8 protein-coding genes and 2 pseudogenes are annotated in these 14,305 nt (G+C 63.2%); 5 read left to right on the top strand and 5 right to left on the bottom strand.

Features of this window, described 5'->3' with window-relative positions:
- Positions 1–36 precede the first annotated feature (36 nt).
- Entirely contained in the window at positions 37–1,230 is a 1,194-nt protein-coding gene (locus LPA36_RS27225) for a C45 family autoproteolytic acyltransferase/hydolase (protein WP_228883522.1), read from the bottom strand.
- Between the two features lie 489 nt (positions 1,231–1,719).
- On the bottom strand, positions 1,720–3,195 hold the full coding sequence (locus tag LPA36_RS27230; protein ID WP_228883523.1) for a benzaldehyde dehydrogenase: 1,476 nt from the start codon (positions 3,193–3,195) through the stop codon (positions 1,720–1,722).
- Positions 3,196–3,480: 285 nt separating this feature from the next.
- Here LPA36_RS27230 and LPA36_RS27235 point away from each other — a divergent pair, with 285 nt between their 5' ends.
- From LPA36_RS27235 to LPA36_RS27255, 5 genes are all read left to right on the top strand, one after another.
- Positions 3,481–5,025 carry a carotenoid oxygenase family protein gene (locus tag LPA36_RS27235; RefSeq protein WP_228883525.1) on the top strand — a complete coding sequence of 515 codons (1,545 nt, stop codon included), beginning with the start codon at positions 3,481–3,483 and terminating at the stop codon, positions 5,023–5,025.
- Positions 5,022–6,503 (top strand): NAD-dependent succinate-semialdehyde dehydrogenase, encoded by a 1,482-nt coding sequence (locus tag LPA36_RS27240; protein WP_228883526.1) that lies wholly within the window; start codon positions 5,022–5,024, stop codon positions 6,501–6,503. Before LPA36_RS27235 ends, LPA36_RS27240 begins: the two co-directional genes overlap by 4 nt.
- A gap of 37 nt (positions 6,504–6,540) precedes the next feature.
- A complete protein-coding gene (locus LPA36_RS27245; protein WP_228883528.1) occupies positions 6,541–7,674 on the top strand; it encodes a serine hydrolase domain-containing protein in 1,134 nt (377 codons plus the stop codon).
- A 38-nt stretch (positions 7,675–7,712) separates the two neighbouring features.
- Positions 7,713–8,627, top strand: a complete 915-nt coding sequence (locus LPA36_RS27250) for a LysR family transcriptional regulator (RefSeq protein ID WP_228883530.1) — start codon at positions 7,713–7,715, stop codon at positions 8,625–8,627.
- Positions 8,628–9,157: 530 nt separating this feature from the next.
- A complete protein-coding gene (locus LPA36_RS27255) occupies positions 9,158–10,258 on the top strand; it encodes a porin (RefSeq protein WP_228883532.1) in 1,101 nt (366 codons plus the stop codon).
- Between the two features lie 451 nt (positions 10,259–10,709).
- Here LPA36_RS27255 and LPA36_RS27260 read toward each other — a convergent pair.
- The 3 genes and pseudogenes from LPA36_RS27260 to istA form a co-directional block, all read right to left on the bottom strand.
- A pseudogene (locus tag LPA36_RS27260) lies at positions 10,710–11,721 on the bottom strand (IS30 family transposase).
- Positions 11,722–12,181: 460 nt separating this feature from the next.
- A complete protein-coding gene (gene istB / locus LPA36_RS27265) occupies positions 12,182–13,048 on the bottom strand; it encodes an IS21-like element helper ATPase IstB (protein WP_228883534.1) in 867 nt (288 codons plus the stop codon).
- Positions 13,045–14,276: pseudogene (istA, locus tag LPA36_RS27270) on the bottom strand (IS21 family transposase). The gene istB and the pseudogene istA overlap by 4 nt, the downstream one beginning before the upstream one ends.
- Positions 14,277–14,305 lie beyond the last annotated feature (29 nt).

Consider the following 14,305-nt stretch of genomic DNA (forward strand, 5'->3'; position numbering starts at 1 on the left):
TCGCACAGTAGGGCAAAGCATGGCTTCAGCGCTGTATCAAGCAGGGCTAAAAGCCCGGGACCTGTCCAACTGAGGCGTTTGCACAGGCGAATAGCGCAAGGTGCTGCCCTCGTCGCCGAGGTAGAAGGTGATGTCGAGGGTCAGTGCATCGACGTCATATTGGGAGTTCCACAATGTCCGGACCTCCATGCCTTCCGATGCCACCGGGAAGCGAACCGCGGCCGCTGCGTCGGCGATTTCCACCGTGGTGAGCGCGCGATCGCCGATGCGCTCCGTGAGGGCTCGCATTCGCTGATAGGTGAGGCCGTGGCCAGCCTCGTCCGGAAGATCGACGACTGACGGGAATCGGGCCAGCTCATGGTTGGTTACGACTTGCGGTTTGCCATTGCCGGAAATCGTCGTAGCCCCCTTTGCTGCGAATGGTTCCCACACCACGGAGGCCCCCGTCCGGTCCGCGATGATGAAATGGCACGGGAGTGTCGCTACGTAGTGCTCGAGCCTCGCGAGCCGTTCAAGTGCCTCGTCCACGTTCGCGCAGGTTTCCAGCAGATAGCAAGGCACTTCGAGTTCGTTGACACCGGGCTGCAACTCCATGGTCGGTGTCTTGCCTGCGGCGTCGAGATCGGCGAGCAGGGCGACAGCCAGCCCGGCGCTGTTGATGCCGTCAAGGCAGCCGCCGAGCAGATCATAGGACCGCACCTGCAACGTGGCGTATCCCGAATCCGGGTAACTCTCGATCACATAGGGACGGGCAGTCATCGGCAATTGACCGGGGGCGCGCGGAGGAGCAGGCGACATCGATGCGCCGTTCGCCGCGAAGGCTGCGATGAACTCACCGAGCGTACCCGTGCTGAAGTCGTAGTTGCGGCTGAGACGTCCCCGGCCATCGGACGTGTGCCTGGGCGGATGCCACGACGCAGAGCAGGCACCAAGCGACATCAGATACGGCACTTCACCGAGGTCGAACGTGTCGTCTTCGTAGGCCAGGCCACAGGCCAATGCAGCGCCGCGCATGCGGGCGGCGTGGGTAGGCCAGTGTTCGGCGAACCAGGCCTTGCGCGCACGCACCCGTGCCGAATCATGGACGGGCTCGGGTTGCCAGCCGTAGCGCTCGGCGGCGATCGCTGCGAGGTGGCGGCCAATCTCCTGATGAGGACCGCTCAAAACAAGTCGTCTGGGTTCTGAGAAGTCAGCGGGGCCACCTGCGAGAATCGTATCAACTTCAATCATGTGATTTTCCAAGAAGGCATTGCGTAATAGAGGCGGCGTCACCGGAGCCATGCAGCGGCGGCTCCCTTGCGTGACGTTACTGGGCTATATCCCGGTCGGGCCGTTCACAATCTCCGCCACATGTCGCGCCATTCCGCTCCGGACGTTGTAGCGGTTTATGGTCCGAGCCACCCTCGCGCTGCATAATTTTGTTGTTAGATATGCTTAATTTATGGCGAGGCAGTGACGTGTCTGCATAGATTTTGGGGCAGTCATCGCGGGAACTACATTACGCGCCTGGCCGAAGCCGATAAAGCACCCACGGGGAACGTGGCGTTCCCCGAATGGAACGATCCGCGGTGAGGCATTACCGGCCTGATTCTTAATTCATTCTCGTTCGGGAAAACCCGACGCGAAGCAAGCTTTGAAACTACGACTGCGAGCTTCGAGACGCGACAAACGGGAAAGGGCATGTGCTGGGGCGCTGTCAGGTTGGTAGGGATGCGGTGCTCAGAATGGCATCTTCTCCGCGGCGGGACGCACAGTGACCCACTGCCACTGCGTATATTCATCGTGATCGGCGGGGCCGCCCATACTGCCGCCGTTGCCGGACTGACCGCGGCCGCCGAACGGATTCGTGCCTTCGTCGGCAACCGTGTGCGCATTGATATGGAGTACCCCCGTGCGCAACATTTCGCCGATGCCCATCGCGCGTGCGAGGTCCTTGCCGATGACGCCCGCGGACAACCCGTAACGGGTCTGGTTTGCGAGCGCAATAGCCTCTTCGTCCGTTTCGAATGTCGAAACGGACGCTACCGGCCCGAAGATCTCCTCGTCGAACGCAGGCATGCCGGGCTTCACGTTGGTCAATACTGTCGGCCGGTAGAACAGCCGGTCATGTGTGCCTCCGGCAGCAAGTGTGGCGCCGCTGTCCACGCTTGCGGTCACGATGCGATGGACATTCGCAACCTGGCGCGCGTTGATGAGGGGGCCCAATGCGACTCCGTCGTCGAGCGGATTGCCAACGCGCAACCGGTTAGCCTTTTCGACGAGGCGTTCGATGAACGCGTCGGCGATATCCCGATGCACGAGGATCTTGCCCGTCGCCATGCAGATCTGCCCCTGGTGGAACCAGGCGCCGAAGGCGGCGTTGCTGGCGGCTACGTCAAGATCGGCATCGGGGAGCACGATCAACGCGTTCTTGCCGCCGAGCTCCAGCGAAACCTTCTTCAGATGCCGGCCCGCAAGCTCGCCCACCGCGCGACCGGCGGCGGTGGACCCCGTGAATGCAATCATGCCGACCTCGTGCGCTGCCACGAGCGCGATGCCGGCATCGCTCCGGCCCGGTAATACCTGAAGCACGCCGCCTGGCAGGCCGGCGGCCTCAAAGGCTTGCGCCAGGATGTAACCGCCCGAAACGGGAGTCTGCGGGTCGGGCTTGAGCACGACCGCGTTGCCGAGCGCGAGCGCGGGCGCCACCGAGCGCATCGAGAGAATGAGCGGAAAGTTGAACGGCGAGATCACGCCGACAACGCCATGCGGGACGCGCCGTGCGTAGCTGTGGCGTCCCCCCGACGACGGCAGCACGAGCCCCGGCGGTTGAAGCGGCAGCCCCGATGTGATATTCAGCAGATTGATCGCCTCATGAACTTCGAGCGTCGCCTTGGGCAGTACGCTCCCGGACTCGCGCGCGATGTATCGGGCGAGATCGTCGGTATGTTGCTCCATCCACAATGCTGCGCGACGGAATACGGCGGACCGCTCGCGCGGCGGCAACGCGCCCCATGCCTCCTGCGCCAGCGCCGCGCTGCAACATGCCGCCTCCATCGCGGCCGCGTTCGCCATGCCGACGCGTGTGAGTACTTCGCCCGTGGCCGGTTCGACCACGTCGGCCACTTCGCCCGACGAATACAACGTCCCTTCGGTACCGCCAAACAGCTTGCCGTGCCAGCGGGTGATGTCAAAGTGTTCGGATCCAGCGCTCATGCAATCGTCTCCTTGCTAAATGGAAATGCGCCGGCTCCCAAGGCCGGCACGGGGCACAGTTATATCGCAGCAACGGCTTGTCGCGTAACGTTTCGAAGCACATGCAAGCGGCGGTTCTAAGGACTATCCCCAAGTGCATGAAGCGACCTCCGTACGTGGTGGGCGTTGCGGGCCGTCGTTCCGGAGCGGGAACGTTGTGTTCCTGCTCGCCGGTTCCTCCGCGTGCCTCGCTCGCGTAGCCTGCGGGCTCGAATCGCTTGACGCGCACCAAGGAGGCATGACCCGATGGATATTCTCGACCCGACGAAACCCCAGGCGGATACGGGCGCCGTTCCCGAACACCAGGCCGCATTTAACTCGCTGAAGGCCGAAGTCGATCTGCCCGCGCTTGAGATTGAGGGCGCGTTTCCGCAATGGCTCGATGGCGCATTGTTCAGAAACGGCCCGGGCCTGTTCGAAGCCGGCGACGATCTGCTCCGTCATCAGTTCGACGGCCCGGCCATGTTTCATCGCTTCGGTTTTCACAACGGCCAGGTCAGCTACCTGAACCGCTTCTGCCGTTCGCCGATGTATACGCACATCGAGAAGCATCACAGCCTCGGTCACTTTACGTTCGGCACGCCAGTGAGCTCTCAGGTCTTGCAGCGTCTTCTAGACGAGGCGATACACGGCGAGGTGCCGTCGGTCAATCCGAGCGTCGCATTCATCGATATCGGCGGCCACTTCTATGCAACGACCGACAGCAGCACGCTACCCGTTCGCCTCGACCCCGAAACGCTGGGCACGCTGAAGCCGCTCATCTGGGACGACGCGCTCCAGACGCATGACTGCGCAGGCAACGCGGTCAACCAGTGGCGCATGCGCGCCACGACAGGGCACTGGCATCGCCACCCTCGCGACGGTAGTGCGATCAACTACTTCATCCAGCATGCGCATGGCGAGTTTGGTGAGTCATACAACTTCTTTCGCGTGCCGAAGGGCAGCGTGACGCGCGAGCCGATCGCCTCGATCCCGACCGACCAGTCCGCGTTCATTCACGCGTTTTGCGTCACCGAGCGCTACATCATCCTGCCCGAGTCGCCATTGCGCGTGGATGCAGCGCGCTATGGGAGCGGTGGTTCGGTCGCCAGCTCGGTGTACTGGCGAAACGGCACGCCGATGTATCTGCACATCATCGACATCGACGAGAAGCGCCTCGTGCGTACGATCGAAGTGCGACCCTCGTATGTGATGCACACGGTGAACGCCTATGAAGACGGTGACGAGATCGTGCTCGACATGGCCGTCTACGACGACGGCAATCACGTATGGGAGCTCGGCCTCGATCCCGCGCTGCGCCCCCCCGGCGGGATGTTTGCCGAGGCGCGCGCACCCGAACTGCGCAGCCACGCAAAGCCTTACCGATATCGTCTGAATCCTCAAACGGGCGCCGTGACGGAGACGCTGATCGCGGAGGTGTGCGTCGAACTCCCGACTGTCGACTATGCACAGCGCAACGGCTTGCCCTACGGCCGTTTCTATGCGACGGGCATCGACCAGCGCCCGACTTCGCGGTTCTACAACCAGTTGTCCTCGTTCGATCTGACCACCGGCGACTACCGGACCTATGGCGTCGACAAGCACTATCTGGGCGAACCCGTATTCGTACCGCGCCCGGGCCGCACGACAGAAGCGGACGGGGTGCTGCTGTCGGTGGGGCTGGACGGCACGGCGGGTCACTCGTATCTGCTCGCGCTCGAACCCGCGACGCTCCAACCCATTGCGAAGGCCCTCGTGCCGCATGCAGTACCGTCGGGCTTTCACGGCTACTTCGTCGGAGGTCGCGCATGAGTACAGTCTTCGACCGCGTTGCGCTGTCGCGGCCCGATCTGTTGCACGACCGCTGCTATGTGGATGGCCAGTGGATTGCGGCCGATCACGGCAAGACTTTCGATGTCCACGACCCCGCGACCGGGCGGACGCTCGCGGCGGTGCCCATGCTGTCCGCGCACCAGGTCGAGCAGGCGATTGCTTGCGCTGACACCGCACTGCACGCCTGGCGCGAGCAGACCGCCGGACACCGCGCGCAGGTGCTGCGCCGCTGGTTCGACCTGATGCAACAGCACGCCGGCGACCTTGCCGCGATTGTGACGCAGGAAAACGGCAAGCCGCTTGCCGAGGCGAAGGGGGAAGTGGCTTACGCGGCGTCGTTTATCGAGTGGTTCGCCGAGGAGGCGCGGCGCACCTACGGCGATGTGATCCCTGCGCCGCAGCCCAACCGGACCATTAACGTCATCAAGCAGCCGGTCGGGGTGTGCGCCGCGATTACGCCCTGGAATTTCCCGCTCGCGATGGTGACGCGCAAAGTGGGCCCGGCGCTGGCGGCCGGTTGCACGGTCGTGCTCAAGCCGGCGGAACAGACACCGCTCTCGGCGTTCGCGCTGGCCTGTCTCGCCCACGAAGCCGGCGTGCCGCGAGGCGTATTCAACGTCGTGACCGGTGATCCGCGCACGGTCGGCGGCGTGCTGACCGCGAGCAGCACGGTTCGCAAGCTGTCTTTCACGGGCTCGACCGCGGTGGGCGTGATGCTGATGGAGCAGTGCGCGCCCACGATGAAGCGGCTGTCGCTCGAACTGGGCGGCAACGCGCCCGTCATCGTTTTCGACGACGCCGACCTCGACATCGCGGTAGAAGGCACGATGATGGCCAAGTTCCGCAACAGCGGGCAAAGCTGCGTGGGCGCGAATCGCATCTACGTGCAGCGCGGGCTCTACGATGCGTTCGCCGTGAAACTGGCCGTGCGTGTCGCGCAGCTGAAGGTGGGCAACGGTTTCGAAGCGGGTGTTGACCTCGGGCCGCTGATCGACGCGCGGGCCGTCGCCAAGGTCGAGCGGCATCTCGACGATGCGCGCTCGCGCGGCGCACGCGTGCTCGTGGGCGGCGGCCGTCATTCGCTGGGCCCGACGTTCTTCGAGCCGACCTTGATCGTCGATGTGCCGCCGGACTCGCTGATCGCGTCGGAAGAAACATTCGGGCCGCTGGCGGCATTGACGCCGTTCGACACGCTCGACGAAGGCATCGCGCTCGCGAACGATACGCCGTTCGGCCTCGCGGCCTATCTCTTCACCAACGATCTGGCGCGTGCGCTGCGTGTCAGCGAACGGCTGGAATCGGGCATGGTCGGCGTCAATACCGGCCTGATATCGAGTGCGGTGGGGCCGTTTGGCGGCATCAAGATGTCGGGTCTGGGGCGCGAGGGATCGAAGTACGGCATCGACGAATATCTGGAGACCAAATACATCTGCCTCGACAGCGCGGCCGCGAAGTAAGGACGGGCGTCGGCATCAGACAGACAAGGACCTATCGATGGAAAAAACGACACTCAAGGACCTGCCGCTCTTCAACGGTCAGCCGCAGCACGAAACGCTCGCCAACATGAAGTTCATGCTTCCCACGCGGCGCATGGAGCCGGCCGCGCGGCCCTGGCAATTCGGCGCGGGTATGCCGGCCGAACTGCCGCCCGCGTACGAGTTCGACGGCGCGCGGCGCGAGAGCGCCGCGTTTCTCGCGGACACGGACACATCCGCGCTGCTCGTGCTGAAGGCGGGTGAGATCCGCCACGAGCAGTACTGGCTGACCGGTGGCCCGGACGTGCAGTGGATTTCGTTCTCGGTGGCGAAGAGCTTCGTGTCGGCGCTCGTCGGGATCGCGATTGCGGAGGGCTTCATTGCGGGACTCGACTCGCCGATCAGCGACTACGTGTCTGTGCCGCCGGGCTCCGCCTACGACGGTGTGATGATCAAGGACGTCCTGCAGATGTCCTCGGGCGCCCGCTGGGACGAGACCTATAGCGACCCCGGCTCGGAGGTGTTCCGGCTCGGCGCCGCGATGGGGCAGGGCGGCAGCCTGCTCGCGTTCGTGCGCGGTATGATTCGCGACACTACACCCGGCACGCTGTGCCGATACAACTCCGGCGATACGCAGATGCTCGGGCAACTGCTCGTCGCCGCAACGGGCCGGTCGATCTCCGACTACATGCACGAGAAGCTGATGCGGCCGCTTGGCATGAATGCCGCCGGCTACTGGCTCATCGACAGCGCCGGCATGGAGATGGCGTTCGCCGGCGTGAACCTCATTGCGCGCGACTTCGCGAAGCTCGGCGAGCTGTATCGCCGCGGCGGCATGTGGGACGGGCGCGAGGTCGTGCCTGCAGCGTGGGTCAGGGCGTCGGTCACCCCGGACGCGCCGCACCTGTTGCCCGGCAGCATCAAGTCAGTGCCGTTCGGTTACGGCTATCAGTGGTGGGTACCGGAAAGCGAGCGCGGCGAATTCCTCGCCGCCGGCGTCTACAACCAGTTCGTCTATGTCGATCCGTCGCGCGAGGTGGTGATCGTGAAGCTGTCGGCGAACCGGCGCTACGGCACCACGATGACCGAGGCCACCAACCGCCAGGTGGAGTCGGTGGCGCTTTTTCGCGCGATCGCAGGAGCGCTGGACTGACACCAGCACGTCACTCATAATCTGCCGGAATCCAGGTCGTGATAGTGAGTGCCATGCAGTGGGATGAACTCGAAGTCTTTTTGTGCGTTGCGGAACTGCGCAGCTTTACGCGCTGCGCCGAGCGGCTCGGCCGGCCCAAGTCCACCGTGAGCCGTGCCGTGGCTGCGCTCGAGGCGCGGCTCGGCGAGCGGCTGCTCGAGCGCTCGAGCCGGACCGTGCGGCTGACCGATGCGGGCCGCGACCTGCTTGCGCGTGCGCAGCCGCTCGTCACCGACCTCAACGACATCCTCAACGAGCACGAGTCGTTGAGCGGGCGGCCGCGCGGTGTGCTGCGCATCGCGGCGTCTTATGAAATCGCGACGCAAAGCCTCCTCGACATCCTGCCGGATTTCCTTTCGACGTATCCCGAGCTGCAGGCCACCATCGAGATCACCCATCACCTTGTCGACCCTATCGAAGGCGGCTACGATCTGCTGCTCTATCAGAGCCAGATGCCGCTTCCTGATTCGTCCATCGTCGCGCGGCATCTTTACGACGTGGAGTTCGGTATCTTTGCCGCGCCGTCGCTGATCCGCAAGTACGGCCTGCCGACATCGCCTGCCGACCTGCAATCGTGGCCGATGGTCGCGACCAGCGTGGGTCAGGTATGGCAGTTCAAGCACGCGCCGACGGGCGCGATGCACTCGCTGGCGACGCAACCGCGCCTCGCCGTACCGAGCGCGCAGGTGCGCCTGCGTTCCGCCGAAAAGGCCACTGGCGTGGCCGTGCTGCCCACGCTGCTCTGCAAGGACGCACTCGCGTCACGCCGTCTCGTGCGCATCCTTCCCGAGTTCGTGCCGGTTCCGCTGGCCATCTACGCGTTGCTGCCGAGTCGCAAGACCGTCCCGGCACGCGTGACGGCGCTGCTCAACGCGTTCGCAGAGCGCTTCGGCTCCGGGCGCACCCGGCGATAGCGCCGCATTCCTCTCTCATTCCCTATCTCGCGTCTCACGCGTCAAACATGCCGCGCCATCCGACCGTCTCCGGCGTTCGGTACTTTTACCGATAGTTCACCCAACGATGGGTGCTGCGATGCAGGCCGCAGCGCATTGTTTCCCGTACGGAACGCAGCGTTCCGGATCTCGCTTGAACGCGCTTATGTACCCGCGTAGCCTTGCGTCCAGACTGAAAGGATCGGCATGGACTGCCTAGTCCTGCTGTCTATGAGCCAATGTACAGGAGACACAAATGCAGCTACGCCACGAAAAGCGTGCTCAGACCGCGCAGCCACACGACACGGTATACGAGCGTAAGGTTCTTGACCTGCCGAGGCCGGAGCTTGAGGCGGGGACTTCAATTGGGGATGTTCTCGCTGTTCGGCATGGGCATTGCGCGAAAGTCGATGTGGCCGGTTTGAGTGTAATGCGTACGTAGTCCTGATTGTCGGAATCTGCGATCTATCGCATTCGTTCGATCCAATCTATCCCGTCAAAAAGATCCGATCATGAAAATGAAGAAAACGCTTTTGCTGGTCTTGCTCACGATGTCGCTCCCGGAGGTACATGCACAAAGCTCGGTGACGCTGTTCGGCGTGATCGATGCGGGCCTGCTGTACCAGAACCAGAACGGCGGAACCGGGCTGGGCGGAAAAACGAAGAATAGCGTCACGATGTTCTCGGGCGCTGGCGGCAGCGACAACAACGAATTCGGCATGCTGGGACTCGAGGACCTGGGCTCGGGCATGCAGACCGGCTTCAAGCTGATGGGCGAGTTCGACAGCGGCAGCGGGGCACTGCGTAGCAGCGGCACGCTGTTCGGCGCAGAATCGAACGTCTGGTTTCAGTCGCCGTACGGTCGCGTGACGGTCGGCAAGCAGATCGATCCCGCGTATCTCGCACTGGTCTTTTCCGATCCGCGCGATGCGAAGAACGCGTATAGCGCGGCCGGCGCGTGGAATTTCCTCCAGGGCCAGGATCCCGCGCCGGGCGATACAGCCTACGAGTCGAACGCCGTGTCGTATTCGTACCGCGGCCATGGCTTCAACACTGGCGTTCTGTACCGGTTCGGCGGCCTGCCGGGCGCGCTGTCGCACGGGCGCGTCATGTCCGCGGCAATCGGCTACGACAACGGCAGCCTGATCGGCAATGGCGGCTTCCTGACCAAGAACGACGCGACAGGGACGCGCGATCTGCGCATCTGGGAGGCGGGTCTGGGATACCGCGTCGGCACCGTGACGGTGAAGGCGCTCTACGTCAACTATGACCTGCCGCAGGGTAATGCGGTCGCGCCCATCGGTACGACGCCGCCTTCGCGCGTCATCATGGCCGGCGGCGGTGTGAACTGGCAGATCACGGTGGCGCAGGAGCTCACGGCCGCTTACTACTTCACCGAGAACAGGATGGACACGACCAACGCGACCTCGATGTACGTGCTCAGCGACGATTACTCACTCAGCAAGCGGACGAAGCTATACGGTTATGTCGGCCTGATGGCGGCGAAGAAGGGCGCGAATGCGCTCACAGCGCTGACTACGGCGCAGTTGACGAGTGGCTATCCGGGCGCGAATACGACCACCGTCGGTTTTGGCATCCAACACCGGTTCTGATGGTTGCACCGTATGAGCGGACCGTCTGCTGGTGACGGTTCCAGTGCTGACACCGTGCTAAGCCGCAGGTCCGTGAGTCCGCGATTATTCTGCGCTAAATCCTGGAGTGAATTGCCGACAGTTACACCGGCGAGCGGCCATGCACTTATTTCGAGTGATCCGGCAACTAGGCAATGCCGATGGGATGCGAATCGTGGCAAACGCTGGAGAGGTTGCTGTCGCGCGTCTGTGCAAGTAAGCCGATGCGCGGGACAGTTCGGAGAGAAATGGGGGCGAGCGTCAGCACGAGCGTCGAGTGACTCGCGTCCGGGGTATCGTATCCGGGACGGCTTCTGTGATAACCGTAGGGGTTGGGTGCGTGACCACAGTTCAGTGTCGAGTATCGTTTTTGCCATGGCTCTTAATCTATTTGTAGCACTGGCGGTTTCAAAGGTGAAGCGCAACACGGAGCTTAGTGAACGGAAGTATCAGGTCGAGACGCAAGTTCAAGCATGCTGGCGAAGACTTCGAAGGGCGAGTGGAATGCATGTGTGGCACGAGGCCGGCCGTTGAGGCTATCGGCGATGGCATCGAGGTCATCCTGACTGTACACGGTCAGTGCCTTTGGGCAGATACTGGCGTAGCAGGCCGTTGGTGTTCTCGCAGGTGCCACGCTGCCAGGGGCTGTGAGGGTCGCAGAAGTACACCTTCACGCCGGTAGCGGCGGTGAGTTCCCGGTGGCGCGACATCTCCTTACCCTGGTCGTACGTGAAGCTTTGTCGCAGTGGTGCGGCGATAGAGTTGAGTTTGGCAGAGAAGCCTGCGAGCGCGGAAGCCGCGGTTGCATCGTCCATCCGGGCAAGCAGCACCAGACGGCTGGTGCGTTCGACCAGCACGCCGACGGAAGAGGCATTGTTCGCACCCTTGATGAAGTCCCCTTCCCAGTGGCCCGGCATCACGCGGTCATCCACTTCGGGCGGGCGCACGTGGATGCTGACCATCTCGGGAATCTGTCCGCGCCGGTCGGTACCCCTGCTTCGCGGTATGCGATCGGTACGATGGTGACGCAGACAGGCAACGAGCTGGCGACGCAGCTCCCCGTACGGCCGGGCGTAGATTGCCGTGTAGATGGTCTCGTGCGAGACCTGCTGGGTCGAATCGTTCGGGTACATGCGCTTGAGCGTACCCGATATCTGCTGGGGTGACCATTTCCAGTCCAGCAGCGTAAGTACGATGCGCCATGTGACGCCCTTTGGGTCAAGCCTGGCTGGAGGGCGCGCAGCGATGCGTCGTGCGACGCTCAACGCCGGGGCCGGTATGGACGCGTAGTTCTCAAACCGGCAGTTGCGGGCCAACTCACGGCTCACGGTTGCTGGCGAGCGCCCAAGCATGCGGGCCATGGCCCGCATGCTTGAACCCTGCAAGTGCATGCTGGCAATCGTCAGCCGCTCTTCGGGCTGTAGCTGTTGATATTGCTTTTCCATTGCAACACCTTATACGAGTTGGGGTGAACCGCCCCGGATTTTGTGGAGGCTCCAACTCTTGAGAGTGATTCATCGGGTTTTGCCCGACCCCGAAGGATGAAGCGCACGACTGCTGCAGGCGGATCTGGGAAGGAATACGATTACGAGGCAGCGGTGGTCGAGGTCGGCCCATTATCAGGTGCACTGAGCCCGTTTGAGAGTTGGACCCGCAACCCTGCGAGCACCCCGAATTGTGACCGAGGGCAAATGTCGCCCTGCCGGAGCACGCTTACCAGAATCCGATAACGAGGGTTGTCGCCGCTGCCATTCTCTATCTTGCAGGAGGGCAGCATGCAGGTACTCTATCCGCGCTGTGCCGGGCTGGACATACATAAGGACATCATCGTCGCCTGCTGTCAATGCCGCCCGTAATTTCCCCAGAAGTGTCGAAGTAAAAATCCCCACCCTGTGTAACCGGTGATCAGCCGGGGTTGTGATCGGATGAGCTCCTCCTGGGACGGCCCGGACGCCGACGGACGGGTTCGGCGGGTGCGGGATTGAGCGAGGACGGCCGGTTACGTAAATGCTCGGGTAGCAGGTCGGCATGCTCGCGCAGGCGATACGACGAGCCCTCGATGTGGACAACGACGGCGTGATGCAACAGCCGGTCAAGCAGCGCCGCTGCCACTACGCTGTCGCCGAACACCTCGCCCCATTCACCGAAGCTGCGGTTCGACGTCAGGATGATTGCGCACCGTTCATAGCAGGCGTTGACGAGCTGGAAGAACAGGTTGCCGCCGTTCAGGCCGACAGGGAGATATCCGATCTCATCGACGATGAGCAGACTGTTGCGCGCAAGGAAGCGCACGCGCTGTGCGAGGTTACCTTCACGCTCGGCCTTGACCATCGACGCGACGATCTCGGCAAGCGTACCGAAGTAGACGCTCTTGCCGGCGCGTACCGCCTCCACGCCAAGCGCTATGCACAGGTGCGATTTCCCGGTTCCAGGCGGACCGAGGAAATGCACGGCCTGGCGTCGTTCGATGAAGTCGAGTTGTGCCAGTGCCATGACGCGATCACGATCGAGGCCCGGCTGGAAGCTGAAGTCGTAGCCAGCCAGTGTCTTGATCGTGCCAAGGCGCGCGGTCTGCAGCGCCATCTTGATGCGGCGGGTTTCCCGCGTCGTGAACTCCTCGCCCAGCAGCGTTTCGAGCACCTCCAGCATGGAACTGTCGCCCTGTTCGAACCGTGCCAGGGTCGCATCCAGCGCCTCCAGTGCGCGTGGCATACGCAGGCCGACCATGTACCTGCGGATCCGCTCAAGTGTGGATGCCGGCATGTTGTTCATGCGGAGCTCCCGGCATTAGCCAGACGTCGCGCCACCTGATCATAAAACGACAGCGGGCGACGGCTCACGACCGGCGATGCTGGCGGCACCGTGTGCTCCTGCCGGTGATGCGAGCGTCGATGTCCCGGCAGCAGCGAGGTTCGTCGTCTGCCTTCGAGCACGGGATGAACAGCCAGCAGTTCGCCGTCCTCGTAGATGCGAACCTCATGGGCCAAGCTGTGAACCTCGAGTGTGCGTCTGCGTGTCCGGTCAGGCACGCTGTAGTAGTTTCCGCCGACGGAGACGAGACCCTCGTGGCTGACCCGCCGCTCGAGCCGGATCACACCATTGAACAGGCCCGCGGGCAACGCCTGGAGCGCGGCACGCTCCTCGCTGAAGTGCTGGCGACGCGCTGCGTGGTGCCATGCACACGGACGTTGGCGACGGTATCGAGCCATTCACGCAGTTGCCGGTTCAGGTCGCCGAGATTCTGGAAACGGCGTGCGAGGAAGAAATCCTGCCGGATATAGCGGTATGGACGCTCGATCTTGCCCTTGGTCTTGGCGCGATACGCCTTGCACGCACGCGGCGTAAAACTGTAGTGCTGGGCGAATGCAATCATCTTTGCGTTGTAGACGACGTGCCTTTCGAGCTCGCCGAGCACGGCGGTCTTCATCCGGTCATAGAGAATCTCGCACGGCACGCCACCCAGATGGGCGAACGCTTCCATGTGACAGCGCAGCACGGTCTGCAGATCCTGATGTTCGACGAAACGGGCCCAGAGATACCGGCTGTGTCCCAGCACGATCGAGAACAGCCAGATCGAGCGGCGCTGGCCGGGTGTGTCGTCGAATTCCACGTTGAAATGGGCGAAGTCCACCTGCGCCTGCTGGCCGGCAGGCGTCTCGAAACGCACTTCAAAGCCGCGCTGACGCGGTGGCCGTACCTCGCGCACCAGATCGCCCAACGCGCTGCGGCTGCCCGGATAGCCCATCGCCCGGATCTCCCGCAGCAGGCGCTCGACACTCAGTTCGGGGAAGGCACGCACCCGCTCGGTTACATAGCCGATGAACGGGTCGACGACACAAGGTCGCGGCGCACGCGGGCCGTAGCGAGGCACCTGAACGCCGTCCCTGATGTACTTGCGAACCGTTTTGCGATCCATACCAAGCCGGGCGGCAATGGCCGAGACGTTCAGTCCCTGCCGATGCAGTTCCAAGATCGTCATCACATCTCCCAGATCGATCATCGACATCCCCGTCAGCGTGGGCCTGAACG

The organism is Paraburkholderia saeva, assembly GCF_907164555.1.
Classification (GTDB): domain Bacteria; phylum Pseudomonadota; class Gammaproteobacteria; order Burkholderiales; family Burkholderiaceae; genus Paraburkholderia; species Paraburkholderia saeva.

What these genes read in the sequence shown, in the direction of transcription:
- LPA36_RS27225 (WP_228883522.1), bottom strand. Translation starts at nt 1,230, where the DNA reads ATGATTGAAGTTGATACGATTCTCGCAGGTGGCCCCGCTGACTTCTCA.
- LPA36_RS27245 (WP_228883528.1), top strand. Translation starts at nt 6,541, where the DNA reads ATGGAAAAAACGACACTCAAGGACCTGCCGCTCTTCAACGGTCAGCCG.
- LPA36_RS27235 (WP_228883525.1), top strand. Translation starts at nt 3,481, where the DNA reads ATGGATATTCTCGACCCGACGAAACCCCAGGCGGATACGGGCGCCGTT.
- LPA36_RS27240 (WP_228883526.1), top strand. Translation starts at nt 5,022, where the DNA reads ATGAGTACAGTCTTCGACCGCGTTGCGCTGTCGCGGCCCGATCTGTTG.
- LPA36_RS27230 (WP_228883523.1), bottom strand. Translation starts at nt 3,195, where the DNA reads ATGAGCGCTGGATCCGAACACTTTGACATCACCCGCTGGCACGGCAAG.
- LPA36_RS27255 (WP_228883532.1), top strand. Translation starts at nt 9,158, where the DNA reads ATGAAAATGAAGAAAACGCTTTTGCTGGTCTTGCTCACGATGTCGCTC.
- istB (WP_228883534.1), bottom strand. Translation starts at nt 13,048, where the DNA reads ATGAACAACATGCCGGCATCCACACTTGAGCGGATCCGCAGGTACATG.